The following is a 25,870-nucleotide window of genomic DNA, read 5'->3' as shown; positions in this document are numbered from 1 at the left end:
ATGGCATGAGGCATTTCCGGCGCGATCTGCTGTTCTGTGCCCTGGCTTTTCTGGCGAGCTGCTCCTCACTGGAGCCATACCGCAAGCCCTATGCCTGGCATCCGGCTGGCGCCAATCAGGCAAATCTGGCGGCGATGGTGGCCGATCCGCATGATCTTGCGAGAGGAGGATCGGATCAGGAGACGGACGGGCAGGCTGCGGTGCTGGCGATCGAGCATGTATGGGAGGACAAGCCGAAGCGCCTGCCATCCACCAGCGGGATTTTCGGCGGTGGCATGGGATCCGGATCGGGATCGGCGGCCGGTGGAAACGGCAGCTTGCCCGTTTCCGCATACGGATACTGAACGATGACGGGCGGAATGGATACGGCGGGCCGGCATGACAGACCATTTCTGGTGGGTTTTGTAGGCGACGCCGCGACGGAGGCGATCATTCGCGACGGGCTGGGACCGTTCGTCGGTTTAACGATCGATCTTCGCCGTGGGTCTGTTCGGGCTGCCACCGCCGCTTTGCGCAAGCAGGCGACGCCGAAAGTACTGATTGTCGATATCGGGGACGAGAAGCAGCCGATTAGCGCCCTGCGCGAATTGGCCCATGTGGTTGAGCCGGATGTTTTGGTGTTGCTGATCGGCAGCATCGATAGTGCGGATTTCTATCGCGAGGTCACGCGCGGGCTCGGTGTGTTGGAATATCTGCCGCGCCCGTTGACGCGCGAGAAGATCGCGCGTGAATTCGGGCCGGTGCTGGTGGGTCAGATCCCTGAGCGCGACAATGGCGGCAGGTGCGTGACCGTTACGGGCGTGCGGGGCGGAGTCGGCGCTTCGACCATTGCCACCAATCTGGCCTGGTTATCTGGCGTGGCGATGCAGCGCCATACGGTAATGCTGGATGCCGACCTGTATCGGGGGATAGCGGCCCTGCTGCTGGATGTGGCAGCGGGAACGGGGTTGTGCCAAGCGCTGGAAATGCCCGAGCGGATCGACGTGCTGCTGGCGGAACGCGCAGCCGTCCCGGTGGCCGAAAGGCTTCATGTGCTGGCGGATCGCCTCGATTTCATGACCGAACTGAACTGCGCGCCAGGCGCGACGCGCGCCCTGTTGGGTGCGTTGCGGAATCGATATAATTTTATTGTGGCGGATGTGCCGTTCGTGCCGAATGCGTTCGGCCGTGACTTGCTGGTGGAGGTGCATCAGCGCGTCCTGGTTCTGGAGCCAACCCTGGCATCGGTGCGCGAGACCTTGAGACTGTTGGAGGTTCCTCCCGGCCCATTGCAGAAGCAGCGACCGGTTCTGGTCCTGAACCGCGTAGGCCGAGTGGGTGCGCTGAACCGCCGGCAGGTAGAGGACGCGCTCAAAAGTCACGTCGACCTAACCATTCCCGACCTGCCACGCCAGATCGGCAATGCCGAAACGCTGGGCGAGGCGGCGGCAGCCACGCGCGGCGCGTTCCGCAATGCAATGCTGGAACTGGCGCGGCAGGTCGACGCAGTGGGGATGCTGGATGTCGGGTCCGGATTGTCGGTGTCGGTGACAGCCGGGACCGGACGGCGCTGGCTGCCGTTCGGTTGGCGATGACGGGGTTTCAGCCTCCGCTCTTCGGCCGGCGTATGGTCGTGGGTATGCCGCTCTCGGCGCCCGATCCGGCCACGCGGGCAGAACGGTCCTCCGGTCAGGACGGAACCCGCCGGTGCCAGCCTGCCACTTCCGATCCTTGCCGATCTGCGTGCGATCTGTCTGGACCGGTTGGATCCGGCGGCTGTGGCCGTCATGGCGCCGGAGCGGCTGCGGGCGGATATGGAGCGGCTGATTTCCGAAATCGCGACCGAGCGGCGCATCCAGTTGAATAGTCGCGAGCAGCGGGTCCTGGCCGAGGAACTTGTCTTTGACATGCTCGGACTGGGTCCGCTGGAGCCGCTTCTGGATGATGAGGCAATCAGCGAAATTATGGTGAACGGACCTGAGAAGGTCTTCGTTGAAACGAGGGGTAGGCTGATCGCCTCTGGGGTGCGGTTCCGCGATACGGCCCATCTGGTGGCGGTCTGCCAGCGGATCGCGTCTGCCGTCGGGCGGCGGATCGACGAATCGAACCCGATGACGGATGCGCGGCTGCGGGACGGGTCGCGCGTCAATATTGTCTTTCCACCACTGGCCCTCGACGGCCCGTATCTGACGATCCGGAAATTCGGGCGGCAGATCATCGATTTCGAGCGGCTGCTCGCCTTCGGCACGCTGAGCGCGCCGGTCGCGCGCGTGCTGCGCATCGCCGCCCATGCGCGGCTGAACATTATCGTTTCCGGTGGCACTGGGGCCGGCAAGACGACGTTGCTGAACGCCCTCTCGCGGTTGATCGATTCCGGGGAGCGGGTGATTACCATCGAGGACGCGGCGGAACTGCAATTGCAGCAGCCGCATGTAGTGCGCTTGGAAACGCGGCCGGCGAACCTGGAGGGGCGCGGGGAAATCGCGCAGCGCGAACTGATGCGCAACGCGCTGCGTATGCGCCCCGACCGTATCATCATCGGGGAATGCCGGGGGCAGGAAGCCTTTGACATGCTGCAAGCGATGAATACCGGTCATGACGGCAGCATGTCCACGGTACATGCAAATACCACCCGGGATGCGCTGACGCGTATCGAGAACATGGTGCAGATGGGCAATATGGCTCTGCCTTTGCACGCGATCCGTACCCAGATCGTCGGTGCCATCGACTTGATCATTCAGGTGCAGCGCCAGCGCGATGGCGGCCGGCGCATTGTTCAGGTCACGGAAATCTGCGGCATGGATGGCGATGTCGTTACACTCAATGACATCTTCCGCTTCGAGATTCAGGGGGAGGGGGCGGATGGGCGCCTGATCGGGCGCTATGCGGTCAGTCGCATGCCGCCGGCTTTCCTGCGTCGGCTGGTCTGTTTCGGCCTGGAGCGCGAATGGCATGCCGCTCTTGAGCAGGCCGCTGGCGAATGCTGACGGGCGGGGCTTCACCGACGATGTTGCTGGTTCTGTCCGGCCTGTGGCTGCTGGCCATGAGCGCCACCGGCCTGCGGGCCGTGCGAACGCATAAGAGAAGCCGTCAGCGAGACGCACGGCTGGCGGCCGTGGCGCGCCCCCATCGCCCGGCACCTCATGTCGAACTGTCGGCGTTCAGGCGGCAGCAACGTATACGGCGTCCGCTGGCCCTAAGTGCAATTGGGCTTTTGGGCGTCGATATGGCTGGGGCGGATCTTTATCCCGTGCCGTGGTGGATGGTGCCGATCGGGGTATTCATTGCGGCGGGTTCTTTCATGATTATGATGAAAGAGGCTCTGGGCCTTCTTGCGATTCCGGTCATGATTATCGGTGGGATATGCCTGTGCCGCGCGACATTCGGCTGGATGATCGAAAGGCGGCAAGGGCGGCAGCTTCGCCAGTTTCCTGATGTACTGTCGACGATCGTCCGATCGGTCAGTGTGGGCATTCCGGTGCTGGAAGCGATGCGAGGGGTGGCTCGCGAGGCGCCGAAGCCGACGGGATCGGAATTTTCCCGCATGCTGGAGCAGCTTTCCATCGGGGTTTCGATGGAAGACGGGCTGCGCGACCTGGCCGTCCGATCGGGCCTGCCGGAATATCGGTTTTTTGCCACTGCCCTGGCGCTGCAAGCCCAGACCGGCGGCTCGCCTCGCGTCACACTGGAAGGGTTGGCCGATGTCATCCGTAAGCGGCTGGCCTTGAAAGCCCGTGGCTATGCTCTGGCGTCCGAGGCGCGGGCCAGCGCGGCGGTGCTGGCCGTACTGCCCCTGGTGTTGGGCCTGATGCTGTGGCTGACGAACCGGGCCTATATCCGCCTGCTATTCTCGGACCCGGCGGGGCATGCGATTCTGGCGCTCGCCGCCGGGTCGCTGACGATGGGCATTCTCATGATGCGCACGATCATCCGCAGGACCCTGAGATGACCGTCCTGATGCTCGCGCTAGGTGTGGCGACGGGTGCGACGCTGCTCGCGGCGGCGATGCTGGTACCGCTGACGGTAAGGAAGCGACGGATACAGCGACGATTGCACGACCTGCAAGCGCAACCGATGGCGCGTGCGGCATCGTTGGTAGGGGTTAGGGGATTGGGCACGTCCTCATTGCGCCTGGTTGCCGCCCTGGGCCAATGGATTGTCAGGCTGGGATTGTTGCCCACCGGCACGCTGGACGAACTCCGGGCATCCCTGGCCACGACGGGAGTGCGCGGTGCCAACACCGTCAGCCTGTTCATCGGAATCAAGATTCTGCTGGCGACGCTTTTGCCGCTGCTGGTGGTCGTCATCCTGTCCCGGTTGGGGGGTGACCTGCCGCCCTTGCTTCACCGGGCTCTTGCGGCGGCGGCCGCGATCGGGGGGCTGCTATTGCCGGATTTCATCATGCGGGCACGGCGCAACCGCTATCTGAGGCAGGTCGAACGCGGCCTGCCCGATGCGCTGGATGTGATGGTGATCTGCACTCAGGCCGGGATCGGGCTGGGGCCCGCTATTGTCCAGGTCAGCGTCGAATTGCAGAAGATGTCTCCTGCGATTGCCGGCGAGTTCGCCCAGACGGCCAGCGAACTGAGCGTGATTGCCGATACAAGGCAGGCGCTGATCAATCTCGGCGCGCGCACCGGAGTCGAGGGGCTGAGGCGGCTGACGACGACCCTGTTGCAGACGCAGCAATATGGAACGCCGATTACGGGCGCTCTGCGCGGATTGTCGGCAGAACTGCGGCAGGAAACCCTGACGCGCTACGAGGCCGGTGCTGCACGGCTGGCGGTTCTGCTGACGCTGCCCACGCTGCTGTTCATCATGCCCTGCGTGTTCCTGATCGCCGGCGGCCCCGCCGGGATTCAGGTGATGCATGTTCTTCATCATCGTCACCCCTGATGTATTAGGCGGAATATCGTTTGTGAGGTGGTTCTTGAGTAAGAGATGGGCCTTCGTCGTGCTGTTGGCAGGGGTTCTGTCCGCCTGTGCCGCCGGCGGTGGCAAGGATCATGATGAGAGCAGAAATCTGGAGGTCGCGCGGGCAGCGTTGCGGGGTGGTGCGCCGCAGATCGCTTTGCGCGCCACCACGGCTCGCCTGACTGATGATCCGACCGATGTGGAGGCCGCGTTGCTTCAGGGCGACGCGCTCACGGCACTTGGGCGGCTGGAGCAGGCGGAATGGAGTTATCGCGCGGCCCTGCGTGGGCGTCCGGGCCTGGCCGCCGCCCATTTGGGGCTGGGACGATGCCTGCTGGCGACCCATCCGGCCGAGGCCGAGCGGCAGTTCCAATTCTCGGTTGATCGGGAACCGGGCAATGCCGCCGCGTGGAACGATCTTGGCGTGGCGCGGGATCTGCTGCGCCGTCATGACGATGCCCAGATGGCATATCGCAGCGCGCTGGCGGCGAACCCGCAGATGATCGGCGCTCAGGTCAATCTGGCGCTGTCCCTGGCGATGAGCGGCGACGCAGGCGCAGCCGAGCGCATGGTTCGCCCCTTCGCCGAAGATGCCACGGCGAGCATTAAATTGCGTCACGATCTGGCAGCGGTGCTGGCGATGGGAGGCCAGCGCGACGAGGCGACGCGCATCTTGTCGTCCGATCTGTCGCCACAGCAGGTCGCCGAGGCTCTGTCGGCCTATGTGGCGGCGCGCGACACGAGGGAGCCATCGCAGAGCGCAGCACTTCGGAATGTGGCACCCCAGATGGCCCCGCCATAGATATGCCGGGCGCGGCGGCCAAGAGCAGATGGATACTGTCCGACCGGCGTGGGGCGGTGGCACTGCTGGCTGCCTTGGCTCTGCCGGTACTGATTGGCGTGCTGGGTCTCGGGATCGATGTCAGCTACTGGGCGATGACGCGCCTGGAATTGCAGCGTATAGCCGACACCGCCGCAGTGGCGGGCGTTGCGCGCTACGGGGCCAGCGGGCAGGCTACTGACGCACTGGACACGGCGGCGACCGTTGCCGAGTTGAACGGCCTGCCGGCCGGGATGCGTGATGGGGACGGGGCGACAACCCTGACGGACAATGCCGGCGCCTATGTGGCGACGATCACCTTTGTCCCGCCGGCCACCCTTACTGTAACGATCGTCAAGGAAGCGCCGCGCTTGTTCAGTGCATTGTTCCTGACTTCGGGCACCCAGCCGGTGTCCGCACGCGCCGTGGCGCGGTTGATGCCACGTGCCCACGGTGGAAACGCCTGTATCCTCGCCCTTTCGGGCATCGGCGAAACGGTTCTGGACGATGGCGCCAGCCTGAGCATGCCGGGATGCGACCTGCGCACCAACGGCGTGTTGACCCTGGGCACCGAAGCCGCAATCGACGTTGCGAACCTGGTCGCGGGCGGAACGATTGGGCCGGATGGCAATAATGCCTGTTCGGCACTCACCTGTGTACAGCATGCAGGGCAGGAGGCCGATCCTTATGCGGATCTCTACGGTGCGTTGCTGGAGGTGCCGTCACGGAGTGTGAACCTGCCGCCGGGCCAGACAATGCTCACGCCCCCGCCAACAGGGGCGGCCTATGCGTGGCAGCCGAATGGTGGGAGGTATACGCTGGCGCCAGGAGTCTATTACATCAATGGAGATTTCCGCGTGAACGCGGGTACGACGTTGAGCGGGACGGGGGTAACGATCATCGTCAACGGCAACATTGCTATCGACGGCACCGCCTCGCTCCATCTTGTGGCGCCGGCAACAGGGGCTACGGCCGGTCTGTTGTTTGCCTCGACCGGCGGACTATTCCAGTTCACTGGCGGGGTTGCGACCGCCTTGACCGGTGCGATTTATGCCCCGGGCGCCAATTTGGTCATTGATGGGGATAATGGGGCGGCGGGCGACTGTGTCTATGCCGTCGCCGCATTCGTGACACTCAAGGGAGGTGCCCTGTTCGCGGATGGCGACTGTGCGGCAGCGGGGATGATGCCGATTCATGACCTGTTGGGTGTCGCGAGCCTGGTGGAATGATGGGTGAGGGCCATTGCCGACCGGGCAGAGCCGGCGTGGCCGCATTGGAATTCGCGCTGGTGACGCCTTTCCTGCTCGCGATTCTGGCGGGGTTGGCGGATTTCCCGTTGGCCTTCTGGTATCGGATGGTCGTGATTTCGGCGGTTGAAAGCGGAGCAAACTATGCTTTCGCTGTCGAGCAGAATGCGTCGGGTACACACGGCTCGCTTTCGCCGGGCGATGTCAGGAACGCGGTGCTGGCTGCGGGTGGCCTGCCAGATATGAATGTTACCGTTGGGTCTGCCAGCACGAACTGCATTCAGTCGGGACCCGTCAGCAGCCTGATCGCGGTGCCAGCGGATGGTGTCTGTGCAGACGAGACCATGCCGGGAACCTACATGACCATCGCAGCATCCTACCGCTATGCTCCACTCATGCCGTTTTATGCGATGGTGGCCCCGACGAGCCTGACCGATAAGGCCACGGTCAGGCTGCAATGAGCCGTCGGCATGATCTGGCGCAGGATACGCGGGCTGCCGCCGCGGTCGAATTCGCCATCGTGGCCGGCCTGTTTCTAGTGACGCTGGTGGGTGCGATTGAACTCGGGCTGCAATGGTGGACGCGTGACTGCCTGCAGATGACGGCCGACCTGACGGCCCGGTGCATCGCGTTGGGCGCGTGCAGCGACGACCCGCTCGGTTTTGCGAAAGGGCAGGCCGCCGATTGGGCATTGCCTGGGGCAGTCGCTTCATTGTCGGTCGACGATAGTGCCACATCCTGTCACGGCATGGGCGTTCATGGCGGGCGGTTCGTCATCGTGCAGATCCGTTCAGATTTCTGGTCGGGTCTGCCGTTCCCGTTCTTTGCGCCGTCATTGTCGGTTTCGGCCTGCTATTCGCAGGTGTTGTGAAGGGGCGTCACCTTCATGGAGAGGGTGACGCCCCTTTGCTGAGCGTCAGTGGGACAGGAAGGCCCGGATCTTGGTGTTGACTGCTTCCGACCGTTCCATCTGGGGCATATGGCCGGTGTCGGGCAGGATCTCGACCGTGATTGCGTCGGGCAGGTCCGCTGCATGACTGGAAGGCAGGATTTCGTCATCCTTGCCCCAGATGATCAGGGTGGGCGGGGCCGTCTCCAGCACTGGTCGTAGATTGTCGGTCTGGCGGCCGTCGGTGAAGTTTGCTGCTGCCACATGGCGCAGGGCATCGGCGGCGCCGTCCAGCCGCTTGTAGCGCAGCACGTCGTCCGCCATCTTGCGGCCGATCAGGCCCTTGTCATGGACCAGATAGGACAGGGCCGGGATCAGGGTCTTCTGGCGGTCGGCTGTGATGAAGCCGTCGATGAAGGCCATGTTGATGTCCGGCCCCAGGCCAGCCGGCGCGAGCAGGGCCAGCGAGGCCACGCGGGACGGGGCATTCTTGACCGTGGCCAGCGCCACCGCACCACCGAGCGAATGGGCCACCAGATGGGCGCGTTCGATGCCCAGCGTGTCCAGCAGGTCGACGACGACCGAGGAGAAGAATTCCAGCGATCCGGGGCCGACATCCTTGGTCGAGCCGCCATGGCCGGGCAGGTCGAAGGCAATGACGCGCCGGCCCGCCGCGAGGGCGGCGTGATTGAACAGCCAGTTGCCGATATCGCCGCCGAAACCGTGGATCAGCACGATCGGGTCGCCCTCGCCATGTCCGATGTCCAGAACCCGCAGCGAGCGGCCCTTGACATCCATCACGCGTGGCTCGGGCGGGGTATCATCGGCTTCCTCGGCCGCTCCGGCCGAAAATTCGGCGTTGAACTGTGCGATGAAGGCATCGATGTCGGCGTCGGACGTGTCGGCATCGGCCAGAACGCCGATCAGAGCGCCGACGGCCAGCATTTCGCCTTCCTGCGCCACCTGGCGGCGTAGCACGCCGGCGGCCGGACTTTCGTATGCGTTGGTGATCTTGCTGGTTTCGATATCCGCCAAATCGTCACCGGCGCGGACGGTCGCGCCGGGACGGACCATCCAGCCGGCCAGTTTGCCCTCGGTCATCGCCAGACCGAATTTGGGCATGGTGATGGGGGTGATGGAAGCGTTCATGGTTCAGGCTGCCTCGGTGACTTTATGGTTCATGACGGCCTTGACTGCGGCCTCGATCTTCGCGGCGTCGGGCAGATAGAGGGCTTCCAGCACCGACGCGAAGGGCACCGGGGTATGGGGTGGGATCACCCGCCGGATCGGCGCCTTCAGGGCATCGAAGGCCTCTTCCGCCACCAGGGCCGAGACATCGGCGGCCATGTTGCAGCGCGGGCTGGATTCGTCGACGATCACCAGGCGGCCGGTATCGGCCACGCAGTCCAGGATGGTGTCGCGATCCAGCGGCGAGGTGGTGCGCGGGTCGATCACGGTGCAGCTGATGCCCTGGCGCTCCAGCTTGTCGGCCGCCTCATTCGCCAGCTTCACCATCCGGCCGAAGGCCACGATGGTCACGTCGTCGCCCTCGCGGGTCAGGTTCGCCTCGCCGAAGGGGATGGTGTAGGATTCGTCGGGAACATCCTCTTCGTCGTCATACATGACCTTGTGTTCCAGGAAGATCACCGGATCGTCGTCGCGGATCGCTTCGATCAGCAGGCCCTTGGCCTCGTAGGGCGAGGACGGGACGACGACCTTGAGGCCCGGAATGTGGGTGAACAGCGGATAGAGGGCCTGGCTGTGCTGGGCGGCGGCGTTGAAGCCGGCGCCGAACATGGCGCGGATGACCAGCGGGGTACGGGCCTTGCCGCCGAACATGTAGCGGAACTTGGCGGCCTGGTTCATGATCTGGTCGAGGCAGCACCCGACGAAATCGACGAACATCAGTTCGGCCACCGGGCGCAGGCCCGTAGCGGCGGCGCCGGCGGCGGCGCCGATATAGGATGCCTCAGTGATCGGGGTGTCGAGCACGCGTTCGGGGCCGAATTCCGTATACAGGCCCTTGGTGACGCCCAGCACGCCGCCCCAGGCGTCGACGACGCCCGAGGAACCGCCCTGGCCGCCGGCCACATCCTCGCCCATGATGATCACGCGCGGATCGCGGCGCATTTCCAGTCGCAGGGCCTCGTTGATGGCCTGCCGGTAGCTCTTCTTGCTCATGATGGTCTCTTTTCTGGCTCGCGGGAGGAGGCGGCGGGGCGGTCAGTACCGGACATAGACGTCGGCCAGCAGGTCGGCGGGCACAGGCAGTGGGGCGGCCTTGGCGGCGATGACCGAGCTTTCGATCTCGTCGCGGACGGCTTCGTCGATCGCGTCCAGTTCCGAATGCTCCAGCAGGCCGGCTTCGGTCACCTTTTTGCGGAACAGCTCCAGGCAATCATGGTCACGCTTGGCCTCGGCGACCTCGCCGCTGGCGCGATAGGTCATGGCATCGCCTTCGAAATGGCCATACCAGCGGGCCAGATGCACGTGCAGCATGACCGGCCCGTTGCCAGCGCGGGCGTGGGCGATGGCCTCGCCGGCCGTCTGGTAAACCGCGAAGAAGTCCGAGCCGTCGCATTCCATGTATGGCATGCCGAACCCTTCGGCGCGTGCCTTCTGGGTGCCCGCGACGGCGAAGGATGAACCCGTGGCTTCGCCGTAGCCGTTATCTTCCACCACGAAGACCACCGGCAGTTTCCACACCGTGGCGAGGTTGAGGCTTTCCAGCGTGCTGCCCTCGTTCGACGCGCCATCGCCGTAGAAGGCGACCGCGACGCCGCCGTCTTTCAGAAGCTTGTGCGACAGGGCCGCGCCGCACATCAGCGGCGGGCCGCCGCCGACGATGCCGTTGGCGCCCAGCATGCCGCGCGAGAGATCGGCGATATGCATCGATCCGCCCTTGCCCCGGCAGACGCCGGTGCTCTTGCCATAGATCTCGGCCATCATGCCCGAGACCTCGACGCCCTTGGCGATGCAGTGGCCATGGCCGCGATGGGTGCTGGAAATGGTGTCGTTGTCCGTCAGGTTGGCGCAGACGCCGACCCCTGAGGCTTCCTCGCCACAATAGAGATGGACGAAGCCGGGGATTTCACCCGTGGCGAATTCGACATGCAGCCGCTCCTCGAAATCGCGGATCGTGCGCATGGCCCGATAGGAGCGAAGCAATGTTTCCCGTGCGATCTGCATTGGAAATCTTCCCTGTTATTCCGGGGATATCGAATCCCGATATCCGTCACCGCAGGGGAACGCCGATTGACCCTGGCGACAAGAAACACTGTTATTCGAATAACGAATATGTGACGCTGTCTGTCCAGTCTGTCGCGTTCCTGCGACAGGGCGGGCGAGTTAAATAGGGACAGGCCATAACCGTTCGAAAGAGACGGATGATGTTGCAGATACCATCACCATGGGGGGCTGGCCCTGTCCCGGCCGGCAATGCTGCCCGGATGCTGCTGGCGGCGTCCTGGCAACGCTGCGAGGGCGATTACGCCCTGGACCCGGCGCAATCGGGGCTGTCGGACCTGCTGTCATGCTTCGAGCTGCGCCAATCCTGTGACGAGGCCGGGCCGCTGCTGCGGTTTGCCGATGCCGAGCTGGACCGGCTGCATGCGATCGTGCGCGACATGGAATACGCGGTTCTGCTGGCTGACCGGACCGGCACCGTCCTGACCCGCCGGACCGTGCGGGACAGCGAGCGCGGATGCCGGCGCTGGCATTTATGGCCGGGCGCGCGGTGGAACGAGCGCGAGGAAGGCACCAACGGCATCGGGACCTGCCTGGCGGAGCAGCGGCCCGTCACCGTGCATATGAACCAGCACTGGCGGGTGAACCTGCGCTATCTGACCTGCACCGCGGTGCCGGTCTATGACGCGCTGGGGCGTCTGGCAGGGGCGCTGGATGCCAGTTCGTACCATCCCGATCCGGATGCGCGCGATGTCGCGCTGATCCGCAACACGATCACCGACACGGCGCGGCGGATCGAGGCGCGCTGTTTCAGTGACCTTTATCGCGGGCAGATGATTGTGACGATGGGGGCGGATGACGGCAGTTCGGCGCCGCTGCTGGCGCTGGATGCCGACCGCCGCGTGGTGGGCGCGACCCATGCGGCGCGCCGGGAAATGGGGCTGAAGGACGGCGATGAGTTGCAATTCTGCCTAATGGACGAACGGGGCCCTGGCCGGGACGGTTTCCGCGCCGCCGAGAAGGCGGTGGTCGAGGCTGCCCTGGCCTCCGCGCGGGGCAATGTCAGTGCGGCGGCGCGGCAACTGGGGATCAGCCGCTCGACCCTGCACCGGAAGATCAGGGCCCTGTCGATCGAGGCCGAAGCCTAGGCGGGTTTTCCCCCGTCTTCGGCCAGCGGGCCCAGGGCGGCGTCGACGCCGAACTCTCCCGGTAGTGCGCCGGGGGGGAACAGCACGTTGACGTGTCCCATCTTGCGGCCGGGCCGGGCCTCGGTCTTGCCGTAATGATGCGGCAGCAGGCCGGGCGTTGCCAGGATGGCCGGCCAGAGCGCCATGTCGTCGGGACCGACCAAGTTTTTCATGACCGCGTCGGAATGCCGGACAGCCGGTGGCAGGGGTAGGCCGGCCACAGCGCGGACATGCATGGCGAACTGGTCGACCGGGCAGGCGTCCATGGTCCAGTGGCCGGAATTGTGCGGGCGCGGCGCGATCTCGTTCACCAGGACCTGCCCATCGCGATCGATGAACATTTCCACGCCCAGCAGCCCGACGAGCTCCAGCGCCGTGGCGATACGCAGTGCGATCGCGCGTGCATCGTCGCGGACTGTCTCCGGCACGCGGGCAGGGGCAAGGCTGAGATCGAGGATGCCGTTCCGGTGGCGGTTTTCCGTCACATCGAAGGTCACCGCCGTGCCGTCCAGGCCGCGGGCGACCATCACGCTGACTTCGCATGCGAAATCGACCATCCCCTCTGCGACCAGCGGGTGGGGGGCCAGACTGTCGAAGGCGGCCTGCATGTCCTCGTCGCGATGGATGCGGCTCTGGCCCTTGCCGTCATAGCCCAGGCGGGTGGTCTTGAGGATGAAGGGCAAGCCGAGTTCGGTCGAGGCGGACGAGAGGTCGTCCAGCGTGCGGATCTCGCGCCAGGGCGCGACCTGGATGCCGGCTTCGGTCAGGAAGCGCTTTTCGGCCACGCGATCCTGGCTGATGCGCAGGATGTGGCCGGACGGGCGCACCGGGCGGAGGGCCGCCAGCAGTTCCAGCCCATCGGCGCTGACATTCTCGAACTCGAAGGTGACGACATCGACCGCCATGGCGAAGCGGCGCAGGGCGTCCGGGTCGTCATAGGCGCCGATCGTGACGGCGTGGACGACCTGGGCTGCCGGGCCGTCCGGTTCGTCGGTCAGGATGTGGGCCCGATAGCCCAAGCGAGCGGCCGCGATGGCCGACATCCGGCCGAGCTGGCCACCGCCGACGATGCCCAGGACCGTGCCGGGCGGCAGGGGGGCGGGCACGCTCATCGGGACGGGCTGTCCGCGACCGCGTCCGTCTGGGCCTGACGCCAGGCTGACAGCCGGCCGGACAGGGCGGAATCGTTCAGGGCCAGGATCGAGGCCGCCATCAGGCCGGCGTTGGTCGCGCCTGCCTTGCCGATGGCCAGCGTGCCCACCGGCACGCCGCCGGGCATCTGGACGATCGACAGCAGGCTGTCCATGCCTTTCAGGGCGTGGGATTCCACGGGTACGCCCAGGACGGGCAGGATGGTCCAGGCGGCGCACATGCCGGGCAGGTGGGCGGCTCCGCCCGCGCCGGCGATGATGACCGAGAGCCCGCGTGCGGCGGCGGTGCGGGCATATTCGGCCAGGCGGTCGGGTGTGCGGTGGGCGGAGACGATCCGGACCTCATGCGCGATGTCCAGCGCCTCCAGCACCGATACGGCATGCCGCATGGTTTCCCAGTCGGACTGGCTGCCCATGATCAGCCCGACCCGGGGAGGGGTCTGGGAGGCGGAATGGGGGGATGGGGAGGGAGGCGTATCGGTCACGCTGGTCGGCTTTCGAGGGCTGCGGAGGGGATTTAGGCGATATTGTCGGGGATCAGGCGGCTTTCCAGCCACGAGATCTCGTCTTTCAGCAGCAGCTTGCGCTTCTTCAGCCGCTGGAGCTGGAGTTGATCCATCGGATGCAGCGCCAGCCGGCTGATGACGGTGTCAAGGTCGCGGTGTTCGCTGCGCAGTTCGTGCAGCTTGCGGAGCACGGTATCCCGGTCAGTCAGCATTGTACCCCGTCTGGCATGTGGTCGGCAGCCCATTCTATCGATTCCCGCAGCGATGGCGAGATCCCCGATAGCGCGCATGGCCGCCCCGACGAGTCCTGCAATTTTAGCATGCGCTGCGTCGGCACCGCTGGCTTAGGCTGCCTGATGTCGGAAACGCAAACTCGCTGGAGGCATCATGTCCCACGAACCCAGGATTCGTAGTCTGCGCCTGCGCCATGCCCGCCTTGATGACAGGATCTTCGACGAAGACCATCGCCCGTCGCCTGATCACAGCGTGCTGCGCCGGCTGAAGGTGGAGAAGCTGCGGATCAAGGAAGAGATCGAACGGCTGTCCCAGCCCTGACGGGACGCGGGCTGGCCGGGGGGCGGGCATGAGCCCGCCCGCGCGGATCAGGTGGCGTCTTCGCCGATTTCCAGCGGCACGGGAACGGAATGGCCTTCGCGGGTCAGGCGGTCGTTCGCTGCCTGGACCATCGCGTTCAGATCCGTCTGGCTGCACAGGCCCAGAATGACCGGGTCGCGCGGCTTGATGTTGGCGCTGTTCCAGTGCTGGCGATCGCGCACCTTGGCGATCGTGTCCTTGGTGGTGCCCAGCAGCTTGACGATCTGCGGCTCGGAAAGCTGCGGGAAATTGCGCAGGATGAAGGCGATTGCGTCCGGGCGGTCGTTGCGCTTGGCGACGGGCGTGTAGCGCGCGCCCTTCGCACGGCGATGGATCGGGTTGGGCGTCGACAGGACTTTCAGCCGCAGGTCGGGATTGGCCTCGCAGCGGGTGATGTCTTCCTGGCGGACCTGATGGTTGGCGACGGGGTCGTAACCGACGATGCCCTGCGCGACCTCGCCATCGGCGATGGCCTGGACTTCCAGCGGATGCATGCCGCAGAATTCCGCGATCTGGGTGAAGGTCAGTGCCGTCTTTTCGATGAGCCACACGGCGGTGGCCTTCGGCATCAGGGGCAGTGCGTTCATGATAACGGGTCCTAACTGCGCAATGGGTGGCGCCGCGCAGGCACCCGATCCATGTCAGCGTCCCGGAACCCGGTCCACCCCTGCGTGCCTGCAGACGCGCAATGACTTGATTACCGATATGGGGCCGTTCGGGGGGAGGGGTCAAGGGCAGGCGGGGCCTTCGGGCCATGAAAAAGGGGCCGGACTTGCGTCCGGCCCCCTGTTTCTGAACGGTACCTTGGACCTGCGCGGCTCTCAGGCCGCGTGTTCGGCCGTGGGCGCGGCGGTGCCGTCATTTGCCACTTCCGGCGCCGCCTGGGCCGGGATCGTGGGCGCGCCGGTGCCGATCGGAATACGGCGCGGCTTCAGAGCCTCCGGCACGAAATGCCTGACGGCGACGCGCAGCAGGCCGTTGGTCAGGTCCGCATTGTCGACCACGATATGGTCGGCGAGAACGAAGCGGCGTTCGAATGCCCGCGTGGCGATGCCGCGATGCAGGACCTCACCGGCCGGCGTGGCATTGGCCAGACGACCGGCCACGACCAGCGTGTTGTCCTGAACCGTCAGTTCGATATCCTCGGGCCCGAAGCCGGCGACTGCCATCGTCAGGACGTAGCTGTCCTCGCCAAGCTTTTCGATATTGTAGGGGGGATAGGACGGGCCCGCCGGGTTCTGGGCGGCATTGTCCACGAGGCGTGCCAGACGGTCGAAGCCGATGGCGGTGCGAAACAGCGGTGCGAAATCATAGGTCATGTCAACCTCCTCGACAGCAAGGTTCAATTCAGCAGGCGGAATGGTGACCCCTCATGGAGCGGATCGGTGCCTGACTGGCGGAAACCCGGATGGCGTTTCCGTATCCCTGATGTGAGAAACCCCGCCCCCCGGTTCAAGGGGCAGGGTTCTGCAAACATGACAATGTGGCGGGCGGGGGTGTTGCCCCCGCAGCCTTATTCCGCCTTGGCGCGGCGGCCCAGACCACCGAACTTCTTGTTGAACTTCGCCACCTGGCCCCCGGTGTCGAGCATGCGCTGCACGCCCGTCCACGCCGGATGCGACTTGGGGTCGATGTCCAGGCGCAGCGTCGCGCCGGCCTGCCCGTAGCAGGAACGGGTCTTGTATTCGGTGCCATCGGTCATGATGACATTGATTTCGTGATAGTCGGGGTGAATGCCGGATTTCATCGTCAAACCTTCATGTTGGGCCCGCCGATGCCGACCGGGGGCGTTTGCATGGCCGTATAGATGAGGCTCGATGCGGGATCAACGCCTATCTGCCTGACGGGTGAGGCAGTCGATCCGCGGCGGCACGGCCGCAACGGGCGTGTGGATGCTGCGTTTTCCTGTTCACGCGGTATCAACCGGGTTGCTATCAACTGTCTGTCGGCAATGCGCAAGGAGGCTTCATGTCCGTCAAGGCCCCGTCCATCCACACTCCGGGATGGATTTTGGAATTCCGCACCTTTCTCATGCGTGGGAACGTCGTCGACCTTGCGGTCGGTGTCATCATCGGCGCGGCCTTTACCGCGATCGTCAACAGTCTGGTCAAGGATATCTTTACCCCGTTCATCGGGCTGCTGATCGGTGGCTTCGATTTCACCAATGTCTTCTTTACCCTGCGCGGGCCGCATCTGCCGACCCTGGCAGATGCGCAGAAGGCCGGGGCGGTGACGATCAATGTCGGGCTGTTCCTGAATGCGCTGATCCAGTTCGTCATCATCGGCTTCGTGATCTTCTGGGTGGTCAAGGCCGTGAACAAGCTGACTGTGAAGCCCGAGGCGGCGCCGGCCGCCCCGCCGCCACCGCCGCGCAGCGAAGTGCTGCTGGAAGACATTCGCGACCTGCTGGCCGCGAAGAAGACCGTACCCTGAGCGTGCGCCGCCATCCGCCTGGCGGATGGCGGCCTTTGAATCAGGCGGTCAGGCCGCCATCGACGGCGAGGCAGGTGCCGGTGATGTAGCCGGCGCGGGGGCTGGCCAGGAACGACACCATATCCGCGATATCGGAGACCTTGCCGTAGCTGCCGGTGGCGGTGAAGCCGCGGATGGTCGCCGCTCCGTCGCCGTGCGCCGGGTTCAGGTCGGTGTCGATCGGGCCGGGTTCCACCACGTTGGCGGTAATGCCGCGCTCGCCCAGATCGCGTGCCACGCCGCGCGCGAAGCCGCCCAATGCCGCCTTGGTGGCGGAATAGAGCGAGATGCCGGGGAAGGGGGCGCGCTGGCCGAAAGCCGAGCCGATATAGATCAACCGGCCGCCTTGGCCCATATGCTTCACGGCTTCCATGGTTTCGACCATCACCGCACGCACGTTCAGGTGCAGCGTGCGGTCGATCTGTTCCACGCTCATCTCGCCGATCGGACCGTAGGGATACATGCCGGCGTTGCACACCAGGACGTCCAGCCGGCCGAGTGCCGCCACGGTCTGGGTGATGGCGGCGACGTTGCCTTCGGTGGTGGCGCCGTCGGCCTGGATGGCCACGGCGCGGCGACCGAGGGCCTGGACCTTGGTCACGACCTGGGTGGCAGCCGTGGCGTTGCTGGCATAGGTCGCGGCGACGTCGAAACCGTCTTCAGCCAGTTTTGCGGCGATGGCGGCGCCGATTCCACGGCTTCCGCCGGTCACGAGGGCGACACGCTGGGTCATGGATTTCATCCTTGGCTTCTGGTGGAGGCGGAGGTGCCGACTTGCCTGGGGCCGCGGGACATGTCCGTTGCCGAGCCGGCAAGGCGCCTCCATCTTCTATGCAGCGGGTTCCGCCGGGTCACAAGGAATTGGGCGGCAGGGAGGGTGCGGGCGCGGTATGTGCGGCCGGGAATTGACAGGGATGCCGCCCATCCGCACCGGTCGGCACGAGAGGTTTTGATCGGGGTCGATTCTGCTCTAGGCTTCGGCCATGACGAAGAGCTGGAACATGATCGGACGGCGGAAGCCCATGGCCTTGCTGGTGGCGGGCTTTATCGGGCTGGCGGGGTGCCATGCCGAAGTGCCGGCGGGGACGATCCAGCCGGTCAGTCAATTGCCATTGCCGTTGCAGGCGTATCTGAGCGTCGACGCTTATTTCATCGCCCAGGGGATGGTTCGGGGGCGGTTGTCGGATGGGCGGCTGATGCATGACCAGGCGCGGGACCTGGTGGCCAGCGCGCTTTATGCAAGGCAATTGACCGCCGGGAACCTGCTGCACCCGACGGCGGAGGGCCAGCGCCGGGTGCAGTTGGCCATCGAGACGATGCTGGCCTGTGTCCAGCAGGCAAACAGCGGGTCGACCGCTGCCTGCCTGGGGCCGTCGCCGGTCAGCGGGGAGGCCGGGCGTCCCGTCGCAGGCGCTTCTCGCCCAGCAACAGCAGAATCGGCGCCGCGATAAAGATCGAGGACGAGGTTCCGACCACGATCCCGAACAGCATCACCCATGCGAAGCTGGACAGGCTGGCGCCGAACAGGGCCAGCGGCAGGGCGGCCAGGAACACGGTCATGGATGTGCCCAGCGTGCGGCTGAGCGTTTCGTTGATCGACAGGTCGATCAGTTCGGCCAGCGGCATGGTGCGGTATTTGCGCAAATTCTCGCGCACCCGGTCGTAGACCACCACCTTGTCGTTGGTGGAATAGCCCAGGATCGTGAGGATGGCCGCGACCATCACCAGGTCGAACTCGAAATGCGTCACGACCAGGAAGCCGACGGCCTTGGTCAGGTCGAGGATGAGGGTGATCACGGCGCTGACCGCGAACTCCCATTCGAAGCGGAACCAGATATAGCCCAGGATCATCAGCAGGCTGATGCCGAGCGCCAGCATGCCGTCGCGGAACAGTTCGGCCGAGACCGAGGCGCCGACCGCATCGGCGCGCAGCACCTGCGCGCCCGGCAGGGTGGCGACCGCGTGGCGGACCGAATCGACCAGCGCCTGGGTGCGGGCTTCGTGATCGGCGCTGGCAGCGGGGGGCGCATCCAGGCGGATCAGCACGTCGTCGGGGGCGCCGAAGGACTGGACGCCGGCGGCATCGACATGCTGGGCCGCGAGGGCCGCGCGGACCTGGCCGAAATCGGCTGGCCCCTGGGTGCGGACCTCGACGACGATGCCGCCGCGGAAATCCAGCCCCAGCGTCAGGCCGGGATGGAGGAACAGGATGATGGACGCGATCGACAGCACGGCGGACGTGGCCAGGCCGATGAACCGGCCGCGCATGAAATTGATCCGGGTACCGTTGGGCACGAAGCGCAGAAGGGGGCGAGAGAACATGGGCAGGGCGCCTCAGACCGGCAGGACAGTGGGACGGGTGCGCGCGTACCAGCGCACCATCAGCATCCGCGACAGCAGCAGCGTGGTGAACAGCGTCGTGACGATGCCGATCATGATCGTCAGGGCGAAGTTCTGCACCGGGCCGGTACCGAAGGCGAACAGCATGATATGCGCCAGCAGGGCGGTCGCGTTGCTGTCCAGGATGGTGGAGGTCGCGCGCTCGAAGCCCGCCTGCATCGCGGCCAGGGGGGTGCGGTTGCGGGCGATTTCCTCGCGGATGCGTTCGTTGATCAGGATGTTGGCATCGACCGCCATGCCCAGGGTCAGCAGCATGCCGGCCATGCCGGGCAGGGTCAGCGTGGCCTGGAACAGCGACAGGATGGCGACCATCAGCACCAGGTTGGCCAGCAGGGAGACGTTCGCGTACCAGCCGAACCGGCCATAGAACAGGGCCATGAAGACGATCACCAGCCCGAAGCCGACGCCCAGGCTGATCATGCCGGCGCGGATCGAATCAGCGCCCAGGGACGGGCCGATGGAACGCTGTTCGATGACCGACAGCGGGGCGGGCAGGGCGCCGGCGCGCAGCAGCAGGGCGAGGTCGGTGGCCGATTGCGCGTCGAACCCGCCGCTGATCTGGCCGTTGCCGCCGGTGATGGCGCTGCGGATGACCGGAGCCTGCACCACCTTGTTGTCAAGCACGATGGCGAAGCGGCGGCCGACATTGGCCTTCGTGGTCGTGGCGAAGGCGCGCGCGCCCACGGAATCGAAGGTGAAATCGACGGCCCATTCGCCGGTCTGCTGGTCGATGGCGGCGGAGGCGTTGGTCAGGTCCGAGCCATCGACATCGACATGGTCCGCGATCGGCAGTTTCTGGTCCGGCGCGTTCATCATCGGCAGCAGGCTGACGCCGGGGCCGGGCATGGCGCCGAGCGCGCTGTCCTGCACCATGTGGAAGGTCATCTTCGCCGTGGTGCCCAGCAGGTGCTTGACGCGTTCCGGGTCACTGATGCCCGGCAGTTCGACCACGATGCGGTCGTCACCCTGGCGGGTGATCTCGGGATCGACCGCGCCGGTCGCGTCGATGCGGCGGCGGACGATTTCGATCGACTGGGTGACGGCCTCGGTCGCGCGCAGGCGCATGGCCTCGGGCGAGAGCGTGATGGCGATGGCGCCGTCGGGCCGCTGGGCGACCGCGAATTCATTGGCCACCGCCATCGGCATGGCGCGCAGGGTCTTGAGGTCGGCGTCAGTTTCGGACGGCGTGCGCGGCGTGAAAGTCACGGTGCCGGCATGCGCGTCGGTCGCGATGTCGCGATAGCCGAGGCTCGCGCCCAGCAGCGCCTGGCGGGTGCCGTCGGCCAGCGTGCGCAGGCGGTCGGCGGTGACGCTGTTCATGTCCACCTGCATCAGCAGGTACGAGCCGCCCCGCAGGTCGAGCCCCAGATGAATCTGTCGCCACGGAACCGTGGGCGCGGGCTGGCGCAGGGCATTGGGAAGGCAGAGCAGCACTCCCAGAAGGCAAACGGCGACGACCGAGGCCAATTTGAGCCGGCTGTAATACATCATGACTGAAAAGGGTGCTCCTTACGCCCGGCCCAGCCGGCTCCCTGTTCGCGTGTCGATGCCGCCGGACGGCCGGCGACGCGGGAACATGCCGGGCCGGCGCGCGGGATGCAACCGCTGGCGGGCACTGGTGATGCGGAATCCCTCCGTTTCGCACCCGTACTCGTCAGAACAGTGACAGTTGTGCCTCGGGAGGGGGCGGTGGCGGGGCGAAGCGCGTGCAGTCCAGGGGACGCCCACGGGTCAGGCCCAGCGCCCGGCGGGCGCGGGTGAAACGCTGGGCCAGCAGGTCGGCATGCACCCCCTGGCCACGGCCGCGCCAGCCGAAGGCCGAATCGTTCAGCTTGCCGCCGCGCACCGCGCGGATGCGCTGCAGGACGTGGTGCGCGCGATCGGGGTAATGGCGTGCCAGCCAGTCCTCGAACAGTGGCGCGACTTCCAGCGGCAGGCGCAGCAGGGCGTAGCCGGCATCGCACGCGCCGGCCCCGGCGGCGGCGGCGAGAATCGCTTCCAGTTCATGATCGTTCAGGGCCGGAATCATCGGCGCGGCCAGGACGCCTGAGGGAATGCCGGCGGCGGCCAGGGCGGATATGGCCTCCAGCCTGCGGGCGGGTGTGGAGGCGCGCGGTTCCATCCTGCGGGCCAGGTCGGTATCGAGCGTCGTCACCGACAGGCTGACGCGCACCAGATTGCGCGCCGCCATAGCCTTCAGCACGTCGAGGTCGCGCAGGATGCCGGCCGATTTGGTGACGATGGTGACCGGGTGAGAAAACCGGTCCAGCACCGTCAGGATGGCGCGGGTGAGGCCCATCTGGCGTTCCACGGGCTGGTAGGGGTCGGTATTGGTGCCCAGCGCGATCGGGCGCACCCGGTAGGCGGGGTAGCGCAATTCACGCTCCAGCAGGCGGGCGGCGTCGGGCTTGCAGGTCAGGCGGGTTTCGAAATCCAGCCCCGGCGACAGGCCGATCCAGGCGTGGGTGGGGCGGGCGAAGCAATAGATGCAACCATGTTCGCAGCCGCGATAGGCGTTGATCGACCGATCGAAACCGAGATCCGGACTCTCGTTACGGGTGATGATGGTGCGCGCGGGCTCGAATGTCAGTTCGGTGCGCGGAGCGGATTCGTCCTCGGCCAGGCTGTCCCATCCGTCATCGACCGGGGAGGATTGGTGCCGGGCGAAGCGGTCGGGCGGTGAGAGGGTGGCGCCGCGCCCGTGGCGGATGCCGGCCAGGCTGGACGATTCGCCCGCCAGTGTGCGCGGCGCGGCGCGGGTCGGCTGTCCGGGGCCGATGCGGATGGAGGAAGAGTCGGACATGGCGGGCTCCGGCGTGATGCGCCCGGTGGGGCAGGCGGCATGATGGCAGGCCGGTGTCGTGCCTTCAAGAACAAAAAGAGAACATGTGACCTTGCACCTGTCCTGTGCGGCTGGCGCCTCTGGCCCATGGGGCGCCGGTGCTCTAACCCTTCGTCATCCTGGATGCGGAGAGGATGCGATGGCGGGGCTGTTCGGTGGCGGAGCGGGACGGGGTGAGGCGGCGCGGCAATTGCGCGTGGGCGTCATCGGTGCCGGGCATTTCGGACGGTTCCATGCGCTGAAGGTGGCGGCGTCGCCGCGCGAGTGCCTGGTGGGCATCCACGATCCGGACCAGGCGCGGGCGGCCGCTGTCGGGACCGAGGCCGGCGGTGCGCCGGCGCTGGCGCTGGACGCGCTGCTGAAGTGTTGCGAGGCGGTGGTGATCGCGGCCCCGGCCGAACATCATTTTGCGCTGGCCGACCGCGCACTGCGGGCCGGCCGGCATGTGCTGGTGGAGAAGCCGATCGCCTCGACCCTGGAGCAGGCGGACCGGCTGGCGGCGCTGGCCGTGGAGACGGGGCTAGTGCTGCAGGTGGGGCATCTGCTGCGCTATTCGGCCGAGCACCATGCCATCGCGGCGCGGATCACGCGCCCGCTTTATATCGAGGCGACGCGCATCGCCCCCTTCAAGCCGCGCGGCACCGATGTGTCGGTGATCCTGGACCTGATGATCCATGATCTGGACCTGGTGCTGGCGATCGTGGACAGCGAGATCGTGGATGTGGATGCGCTGGGGGCGGCGGTGAGTTCGCAGCATGAGGACATTGCCAATGCCCGTGTCCGTTTTGCGAACGGGTGCGTGGCCACCATCACCGCCAGCCGGATCTCGCTGAAGACGGAGCGGCGGATGCGCCTGTTTTCGGAAGAAGGGTATCTCTCGGCCGATTTCGTGAAGCGCGAGCTGACGATGATCGGCCGGAAGAAGGGGCTGACGCTGCCCGGCACCGGGGGCTTCCGCCGCGAGGTCGTGAGCTGGGACGACCATGACACGCTGGCTGCCGAGCATGTGGCCTTCGCCGCCGCGTGCCTGGATGGGGCGCCTGTGCTGGTGGATGCGCAGGCCGGCCGGCGCGCGCTGGCGGCGGCGCTGGCGGTGACGGACGGTATCGCTTCGGTGCGGGCCCTGTGGGAGAAGTCGGGGCTGGTCAGCCCCGGCTGACGGGTGGCCAGAGCAGATCCTGTTTGAACGTGTGCGTTCGAACAGGTGAAGATGCTCGTAAAAACAATAAACTACAGCATTTCTACCGAACCTGTGTTCGGTGGAAATGCTCTAGTGGGGCAGGGTCTCGATGCGGGCCGCCATGATGAAATCGTTGCGGTGCAGGCCGCCGATGCTGTGGGTTTGCAGCGTGAGGCGCACATAACCCCAGCCGAAGGCGATGTCCGGATGGTGGTCGGCGGCCTCCGCCAGGGCCGCGATGCGTTCGACCAGCGCATAGGCGTTGGCGAAATCGGGCAGGACGCAGGATCGCATCAGCATCGTTGCGTCCGGTGACAGGGTCCAGTTGGGGATCTGGGCCAGCAGGGTTTCGGCCTCGGCGCGTGTCAGGGCCGGCGTGTTGCGGGGGCACGGGGCGATGACCTCGCGCGCGAGGGCGGCGGCGGAAAGAGGCATGGTCAATTATCCTTCAGCCGGTCGTATTGTCCGTGCGGCCGGAGTGCATGCCGCGCGGGCCGGGTCAGGATGAACCCAGCGACTCGCGCAGCATTTCCAGTTCCAGCCAACGTTCCTCGGCCGCTGTCAGTTCGGCCTCGGCGCGGTCCAGTTTTTCCGTCGTCGCGGTGAAGGAAGCCGGATCGCGGGCGTAGAGGCTGCCATCCGACAGGATCGTCCGCAACTGGCCGATCTGCTCCTCCAGGGTCGCGATCTGGCCGGGCAGGCGGTCCAGCGCGTGCTGGTCCTTGTAGGACAGTTTGCGCGCCGGGCCCTTTTCCGCCCGTTTCTGTGGCGCCGAAGGCGTGGCGGCGTCGGCGCGCCGGTCGCCCCGGCCCGCCGGGGCGATGCCCCCGCGCTGGGCGAGCATGTCGCTATAGCCGCCGGCATATTCAACCCATCGTCCGGCGCCCTCTGCCAGCAGCACCGACGTGGCCACCCGGTCGAGGAAATCGCGATCGTGGCTGACGAGCAGCACGGTACCGGCATAGGCGTCCAGCATCTCCTGCAGCAGGTCGAGGGTTTCCAGATCCAGGTCGTTGGTCGGTTCGTCCAGCACCAGCAGGTTGGAGGGGCGGGCGAGGGCGCAGGCCAGCATCAGCCGTCCGCGTTCGCCGCCCGACAGGGCGCTGACCGGGGTGCGGGCCTGTTCCGGGCGGAAGAGGAAATCCTTCATGTAGCCGATGACGTGGCGCTTCTCGCTGCCGACCTGGACCATGTCGCCGCCGCCGCCGGTCAGCGTATCGGCCAGCGTGCGGGTGGGGTCGAGCGTGCGGCGCTGCTGGTCGAGGGTGACGACCGACAGGGCGGTGCCGATGCGGATTTCGCCCGAATCGGGCTGGTCCTGACCCGTCAGCAGTCGCAGGAGGGTACTCTTGCCCGCGCCGTTGGCGCCGACGATGCCCAGCCGGTCGCCGCGCAGCACGCGCAAATCCAGCCCGTCGATGACCGTGCGGGGGCCGTAGGCCTTGCGCACATCCTCGGCCACGGCGACGAGCTTGCCGGACAATCCGTCTTCGTTGGCCAGCATCTTCACGCCGCCGGGGGCGCGCACCGCCTCGCGCCGTGCCTGGCGGAGGGCGGCGAGTTCGCCCACGCGGCGCACGTTGCGCTTGCGCCGGGCGGTGACGCCGTAGCGCATCCAGTCTTCTTCGCGCGCGATCTGGCGGTCCAGCTTGTGGGCGTCGCGTTCTTCCTGTTCCAGGATTTCTTCACGCCAGGATTCGAAGCGGGCGAAGCCCTGGTCCAGGCGCCGCGTGACGCCGCGATCCAGCCAGACGACGCTGCGGGACAGGGTTTCCAGCAGGCGGCGGTCATGGCTGATGATGACCATGGCCGAGGACAGGGACAGCAATTCGCGTTCCAGCCACTCGATGGTCGGCATGTCGAGATGGTTGGTGGGCTCGTCCAGCAACAGCAGGTCGGGTTCGGGCGCCAGGGCCCAGGCCAGGGCGCAGCGGCGGGCCTCGCCCCCCGAAAGGTTGGCCGGATTCTCTTCGCCCGTCAGGCCCAGTTCACCCAGCAGCAGGGCAGCGCGGTAATCGGGCCCGTCGGCGGGTATGCCGGAGCGGACGTAATCCAGTGTCGTGGCAAAGCCCGACAGGTCGGGCTCCTGAAGCAGGTATCGGACGGTGGTACCGGGCTGGAGGAATCGTGTGCCGTCATCGGCCGCCAGTTCGCCGGCCGCGATGCGCAACAGGGTGGATTTCCCGCTGCCATTGCGCCCGACGAGGCAGATCCGTTCGCCGGCCGAGACGCCGAAACCGGCGCCGTTGAGCAGCGGAGCGCCGCCGAGGGTCAGGGTGATGTCCTGAAGAAGAAGGAGAGGAGGCGACATGACCGGGTTCTGGACCATGGCAAGGGCGGCACGCAAGGGGAAAGGCCAAATCCCTGTTAAGGAGAAAACCTGCCTTGAGAGCCGGTCTGGCGAGCGGGAGCGGCCCAAAGGGCCGCCGTCGGCGTGCGTCTCCCGAGCCTCGGCGCGGAGCGGCCTTGATGGCCGTGAGCACCGGCGCGCAGGGAGCGCGCG

At 66.2% G+C, this 25,870-nt stretch carries 29 protein-coding genes; 14 read left to right on the top strand and 15 right to left on the bottom strand.

The genetic code is table 11. The annotated features are described in order from the left end of the window. Window positions 1-5 precede the first annotated feature (5 nt). From HLH29_RS03535 to HLH29_RS03495, 9 genes are all read left to right on the top strand, one after another. Window positions 6-344 carry a hypothetical protein gene (locus tag HLH29_RS03535; protein ID WP_182964624.1) on the top strand — a complete coding sequence of 113 codons (339 nt, stop codon included), beginning with the start codon at window positions 6-8 and terminating at the stop codon, window positions 342-344. A 3-nt stretch (window positions 345-347) separates the two neighbouring features. Next, window positions 348-1,574: an AAA family ATPase gene (locus tag HLH29_RS03530; protein ID WP_182964623.1), complete on the top strand. Its 1,227-nt coding sequence runs from the start codon at window positions 348-350 to the stop codon at window positions 1,572-1,574. Between the two features lie 168 nt (window positions 1,575-1,742). Then, complete coding sequence (locus HLH29_RS03525) at window positions 1,743-2,966, top strand: CpaF family protein (protein ID WP_246373717.1); 1,224 nt, start codon at window positions 1,743-1,745, stop codon at window positions 2,964-2,966. A gap of 314 nt (window positions 2,967-3,280) precedes the next feature. Beyond that, window positions 3,281-3,928 (top strand): type II secretion system F family protein, encoded by a 648-nt coding sequence (locus HLH29_RS03520; protein WP_182964622.1) that lies wholly within the window; start codon window positions 3,281-3,283, stop codon window positions 3,926-3,928. Further along, window positions 3,925-4,875: a type II secretion system F family protein gene (locus tag HLH29_RS03515; RefSeq protein ID WP_182964621.1), complete on the top strand. Its 951-nt coding sequence runs from the start codon at window positions 3,925-3,927 to the stop codon at window positions 4,873-4,875. The genes HLH29_RS03520 and HLH29_RS03515 overlap by 4 nt, the downstream gene beginning before the upstream one ends. Before the next feature lie 34 nt (window positions 4,876-4,909). Next, complete coding sequence (locus tag HLH29_RS03510) at window positions 4,910-5,695, top strand: tetratricopeptide repeat protein (RefSeq protein WP_182964620.1); 786 nt, start codon at window positions 4,910-4,912, stop codon at window positions 5,693-5,695. Window positions 5,696-5,697: 2 nt separating this feature from the next. Next, entirely contained in the window at window positions 5,698-6,942 is a 1,245-nt protein-coding gene (locus HLH29_RS03505) for a pilus assembly protein TadG-related protein (RefSeq protein ID WP_220791347.1), read from the top strand. Between the two features lie 35 nt (window positions 6,943-6,977). Next, window positions 6,978-7,421, top strand: a complete 444-nt coding sequence (locus tag HLH29_RS03500) for a TadE/TadG family type IV pilus assembly protein (protein ID WP_182964618.1) — start codon at window positions 6,978-6,980, stop codon at window positions 7,419-7,421. Then, on the top strand, window positions 7,418-7,831 hold the full coding sequence (locus HLH29_RS03495; protein ID WP_182964617.1) for a TadE/TadG family type IV pilus assembly protein: 414 nt from the start codon (window positions 7,418-7,420) through the stop codon (window positions 7,829-7,831). Before HLH29_RS03500 ends, HLH29_RS03495 begins: the two co-directional genes overlap by 4 nt. Window positions 7,832-7,876: 45 nt before the next feature. Here HLH29_RS03495 and HLH29_RS03490 read toward each other — a convergent pair whose 3' ends face one another. From HLH29_RS03490 to HLH29_RS03480, 3 genes are read right to left on the bottom strand one after another with little or no spacing between them, the layout of a single operon-like run. Next, window positions 7,877-8,998, bottom strand: a complete 1,122-nt coding sequence (locus HLH29_RS03490) for an acetoin dehydrogenase dihydrolipoyllysine-residue acetyltransferase subunit (protein WP_182964616.1) — start codon at window positions 8,996-8,998, stop codon at window positions 7,877-7,879. A gap of 3 nt (window positions 8,999-9,001) precedes the next feature. Then, window positions 9,002-10,030, bottom strand: a complete 1,029-nt coding sequence (locus HLH29_RS03485) for an alpha-ketoacid dehydrogenase subunit beta (RefSeq protein ID WP_182964615.1) — start codon at window positions 10,028-10,030, stop codon at window positions 9,002-9,004. 42 nt (window positions 10,031-10,072) lie between these two features. Further along, a complete protein-coding gene (locus tag HLH29_RS03480) occupies window positions 10,073-11,038 on the bottom strand; it encodes a thiamine pyrophosphate-dependent dehydrogenase E1 component subunit alpha (protein WP_182964614.1) in 966 nt (321 codons plus the stop codon). Window positions 11,039-11,235: 197 nt separating this feature from the next. On the opposite strand from HLH29_RS03480, the gene HLH29_RS03475 reads away from it, so the two are divergent. Next, complete coding sequence (locus HLH29_RS03475; RefSeq protein WP_182964613.1) at window positions 11,236-12,183, top strand: helix-turn-helix domain-containing protein; 948 nt, start codon at window positions 11,236-11,238, stop codon at window positions 12,181-12,183. Here HLH29_RS03475 and HLH29_RS03470 read toward each other — a convergent pair. Genes HLH29_RS03470 through HLH29_RS03460 form a run of 3 tightly spaced genes read right to left on the bottom strand, consistent with a single transcriptional unit; the run spans window position 12,180 to window position 14,091 of the window. Beyond that, window positions 12,180-13,334, bottom strand: a complete 1,155-nt coding sequence (locus HLH29_RS03470) for a 5-(carboxyamino)imidazole ribonucleotide synthase (RefSeq protein WP_182964612.1) — start codon at window positions 13,332-13,334, stop codon at window positions 12,180-12,182. The genes HLH29_RS03475 and HLH29_RS03470 overlap by 4 nt on opposite strands. Next, window positions 13,331-13,858: a 5-(carboxyamino)imidazole ribonucleotide mutase gene (gene purE, locus HLH29_RS03465; protein ID WP_338030166.1), complete on the bottom strand. Its 528-nt coding sequence runs from the start codon at window positions 13,856-13,858 to the stop codon at window positions 13,331-13,333. Before purE ends, HLH29_RS03470 begins: the two co-directional genes overlap by 4 nt. Window positions 13,859-13,890: 32 nt before the next feature. Beyond that, window positions 13,891-14,091: a YdcH family protein gene (locus HLH29_RS03460; RefSeq protein ID WP_182964611.1), complete on the bottom strand. Its 201-nt coding sequence runs from the start codon at window positions 14,089-14,091 to the stop codon at window positions 13,891-13,893. 175 nt (window positions 14,092-14,266) lie between these two features. Between HLH29_RS03460 and HLH29_RS03455 the strand changes: the two genes are divergently transcribed. Continuing rightward, window positions 14,267-14,434, top strand: a complete 168-nt coding sequence (locus tag HLH29_RS03455) for a YdcH family protein (RefSeq protein ID WP_182964610.1) — start codon at window positions 14,267-14,269, stop codon at window positions 14,432-14,434. Window positions 14,435-14,481: 47 nt separating this feature from the next. On the opposite strand, the gene HLH29_RS03450 is transcribed toward HLH29_RS03455, so the two are convergent. The 3 genes from HLH29_RS03450 to rpmE form a co-directional block, all read right to left on the bottom strand. Continuing rightward, window positions 14,482-15,060 (bottom strand): DUF1013 domain-containing protein, encoded by a 579-nt coding sequence (locus HLH29_RS03450; RefSeq protein ID WP_182964609.1) that lies wholly within the window; start codon window positions 15,058-15,060, stop codon window positions 14,482-14,484. A gap of 234 nt (window positions 15,061-15,294) precedes the next feature. Continuing rightward, entirely contained in the window at window positions 15,295-15,792 is a 498-nt protein-coding gene (locus HLH29_RS03445) for an Hsp20 family protein (protein WP_182964608.1), read from the bottom strand. Window positions 15,793-15,986: 194 nt separating this feature from the next. Continuing rightward, window positions 15,987-16,220 carry a 50S ribosomal protein L31 gene (rpmE, locus tag HLH29_RS03440; RefSeq protein ID WP_182964607.1) on the bottom strand — a complete coding sequence of 78 codons (234 nt, stop codon included), beginning with the start codon at window positions 16,218-16,220 and terminating at the stop codon, window positions 15,987-15,989. Between the two features lie 221 nt (window positions 16,221-16,441). On the opposite strand from rpmE, the gene mscL reads away from it, so the two are divergent. Then, on the top strand, window positions 16,442-16,906 hold the full coding sequence (gene mscL / locus HLH29_RS03435; RefSeq protein WP_182964606.1) for a large conductance mechanosensitive channel protein MscL: 465 nt from the start codon (window positions 16,442-16,444) through the stop codon (window positions 16,904-16,906). A 40-nt stretch (window positions 16,907-16,946) separates the two neighbouring features. Here mscL and HLH29_RS03430 read toward each other — a convergent pair whose 3' ends face one another. Then, complete coding sequence (locus HLH29_RS03430) at window positions 16,947-17,678, bottom strand: SDR family NAD(P)-dependent oxidoreductase (protein WP_182964605.1); 732 nt, start codon at window positions 17,676-17,678, stop codon at window positions 16,947-16,949. Between the two features lie 268 nt (window positions 17,679-17,946). Here HLH29_RS03430 and HLH29_RS03425 point away from each other — a divergent pair, with 268 nt between their 5' ends. Further along, complete coding sequence (locus HLH29_RS03425; protein WP_182964604.1) at window positions 17,947-18,396, top strand: hypothetical protein; 450 nt, start codon at window positions 17,947-17,949, stop codon at window positions 18,394-18,396. Here the strand turns inward: HLH29_RS03425 and secF are convergent. The 3 genes from secF to HLH29_RS03410 all read right to left on the bottom strand — a co-directional run bounded on the left by secF (window position 18,326) and on the right by HLH29_RS03410 (window position 22,148). After that, window positions 18,326-19,267, bottom strand: a complete 942-nt coding sequence (gene secF, locus HLH29_RS03420; protein WP_182964603.1) for a protein translocase subunit SecF — start codon at window positions 19,265-19,267, stop codon at window positions 18,326-18,328. The two genes, HLH29_RS03425 and secF, sit on opposite strands and share 71 nt — an antisense overlap. A gap of 12 nt (window positions 19,268-19,279) precedes the next feature. Beyond that, the gene (gene secD, locus HLH29_RS03415) at window positions 19,280-20,836 is read right to left on the bottom strand and encodes a protein translocase subunit SecD (protein WP_182964602.1); all 1,557 of its coding nucleotides are present in this window, start codon (window positions 20,834-20,836) and stop codon (window positions 19,280-19,282) included. Between the two features lie 163 nt (window positions 20,837-20,999). Then, a complete protein-coding gene (locus HLH29_RS03410; RefSeq protein ID WP_182964601.1) occupies window positions 21,000-22,148 on the bottom strand; it encodes a PA0069 family radical SAM protein in 1,149 nt (382 codons plus the stop codon). A gap of 178 nt (window positions 22,149-22,326) precedes the next feature. Here HLH29_RS03410 and HLH29_RS03405 point away from each other — a divergent pair, with 178 nt between their 5' ends. Further along, the gene (locus HLH29_RS03405; RefSeq protein WP_182964600.1) at window positions 22,327-23,346 is read left to right on the top strand and encodes a Gfo/Idh/MocA family protein; all 1,020 of its coding nucleotides are present in this window, start codon (window positions 22,327-22,329) and stop codon (window positions 23,344-23,346) included. A 111-nt stretch (window positions 23,347-23,457) separates the two neighbouring features. Here the strand turns inward: HLH29_RS03405 and HLH29_RS03400 are convergent, their stop codons facing one another. Then, window positions 23,458-23,802, bottom strand: coding sequence for a 4a-hydroxytetrahydrobiopterin dehydratase (locus HLH29_RS03400; protein WP_182964599.1), 345 nt, complete (start codon window positions 23,800-23,802; stop codon window positions 23,458-23,460). A 64-nt stretch (window positions 23,803-23,866) separates the two neighbouring features. Next, window positions 23,867-25,678, bottom strand: a complete 1,812-nt coding sequence (locus tag HLH29_RS03395) for an ABC-F family ATP-binding cassette domain-containing protein (RefSeq protein ID WP_182964598.1) — start codon at window positions 25,676-25,678, stop codon at window positions 23,867-23,869. Window positions 25,679-25,870 lie beyond the last annotated feature (192 nt).

Source organism: Gluconacetobacter tumulicola (genome assembly GCF_014174215.1).
GTDB classification, from domain to species: domain Bacteria; phylum Pseudomonadota; class Alphaproteobacteria; order Acetobacterales; family Acetobacteraceae; genus Gluconacetobacter; species Gluconacetobacter tumulicola.
This window is presented reverse-complemented; position numbering and strand designations above follow the sequence as displayed.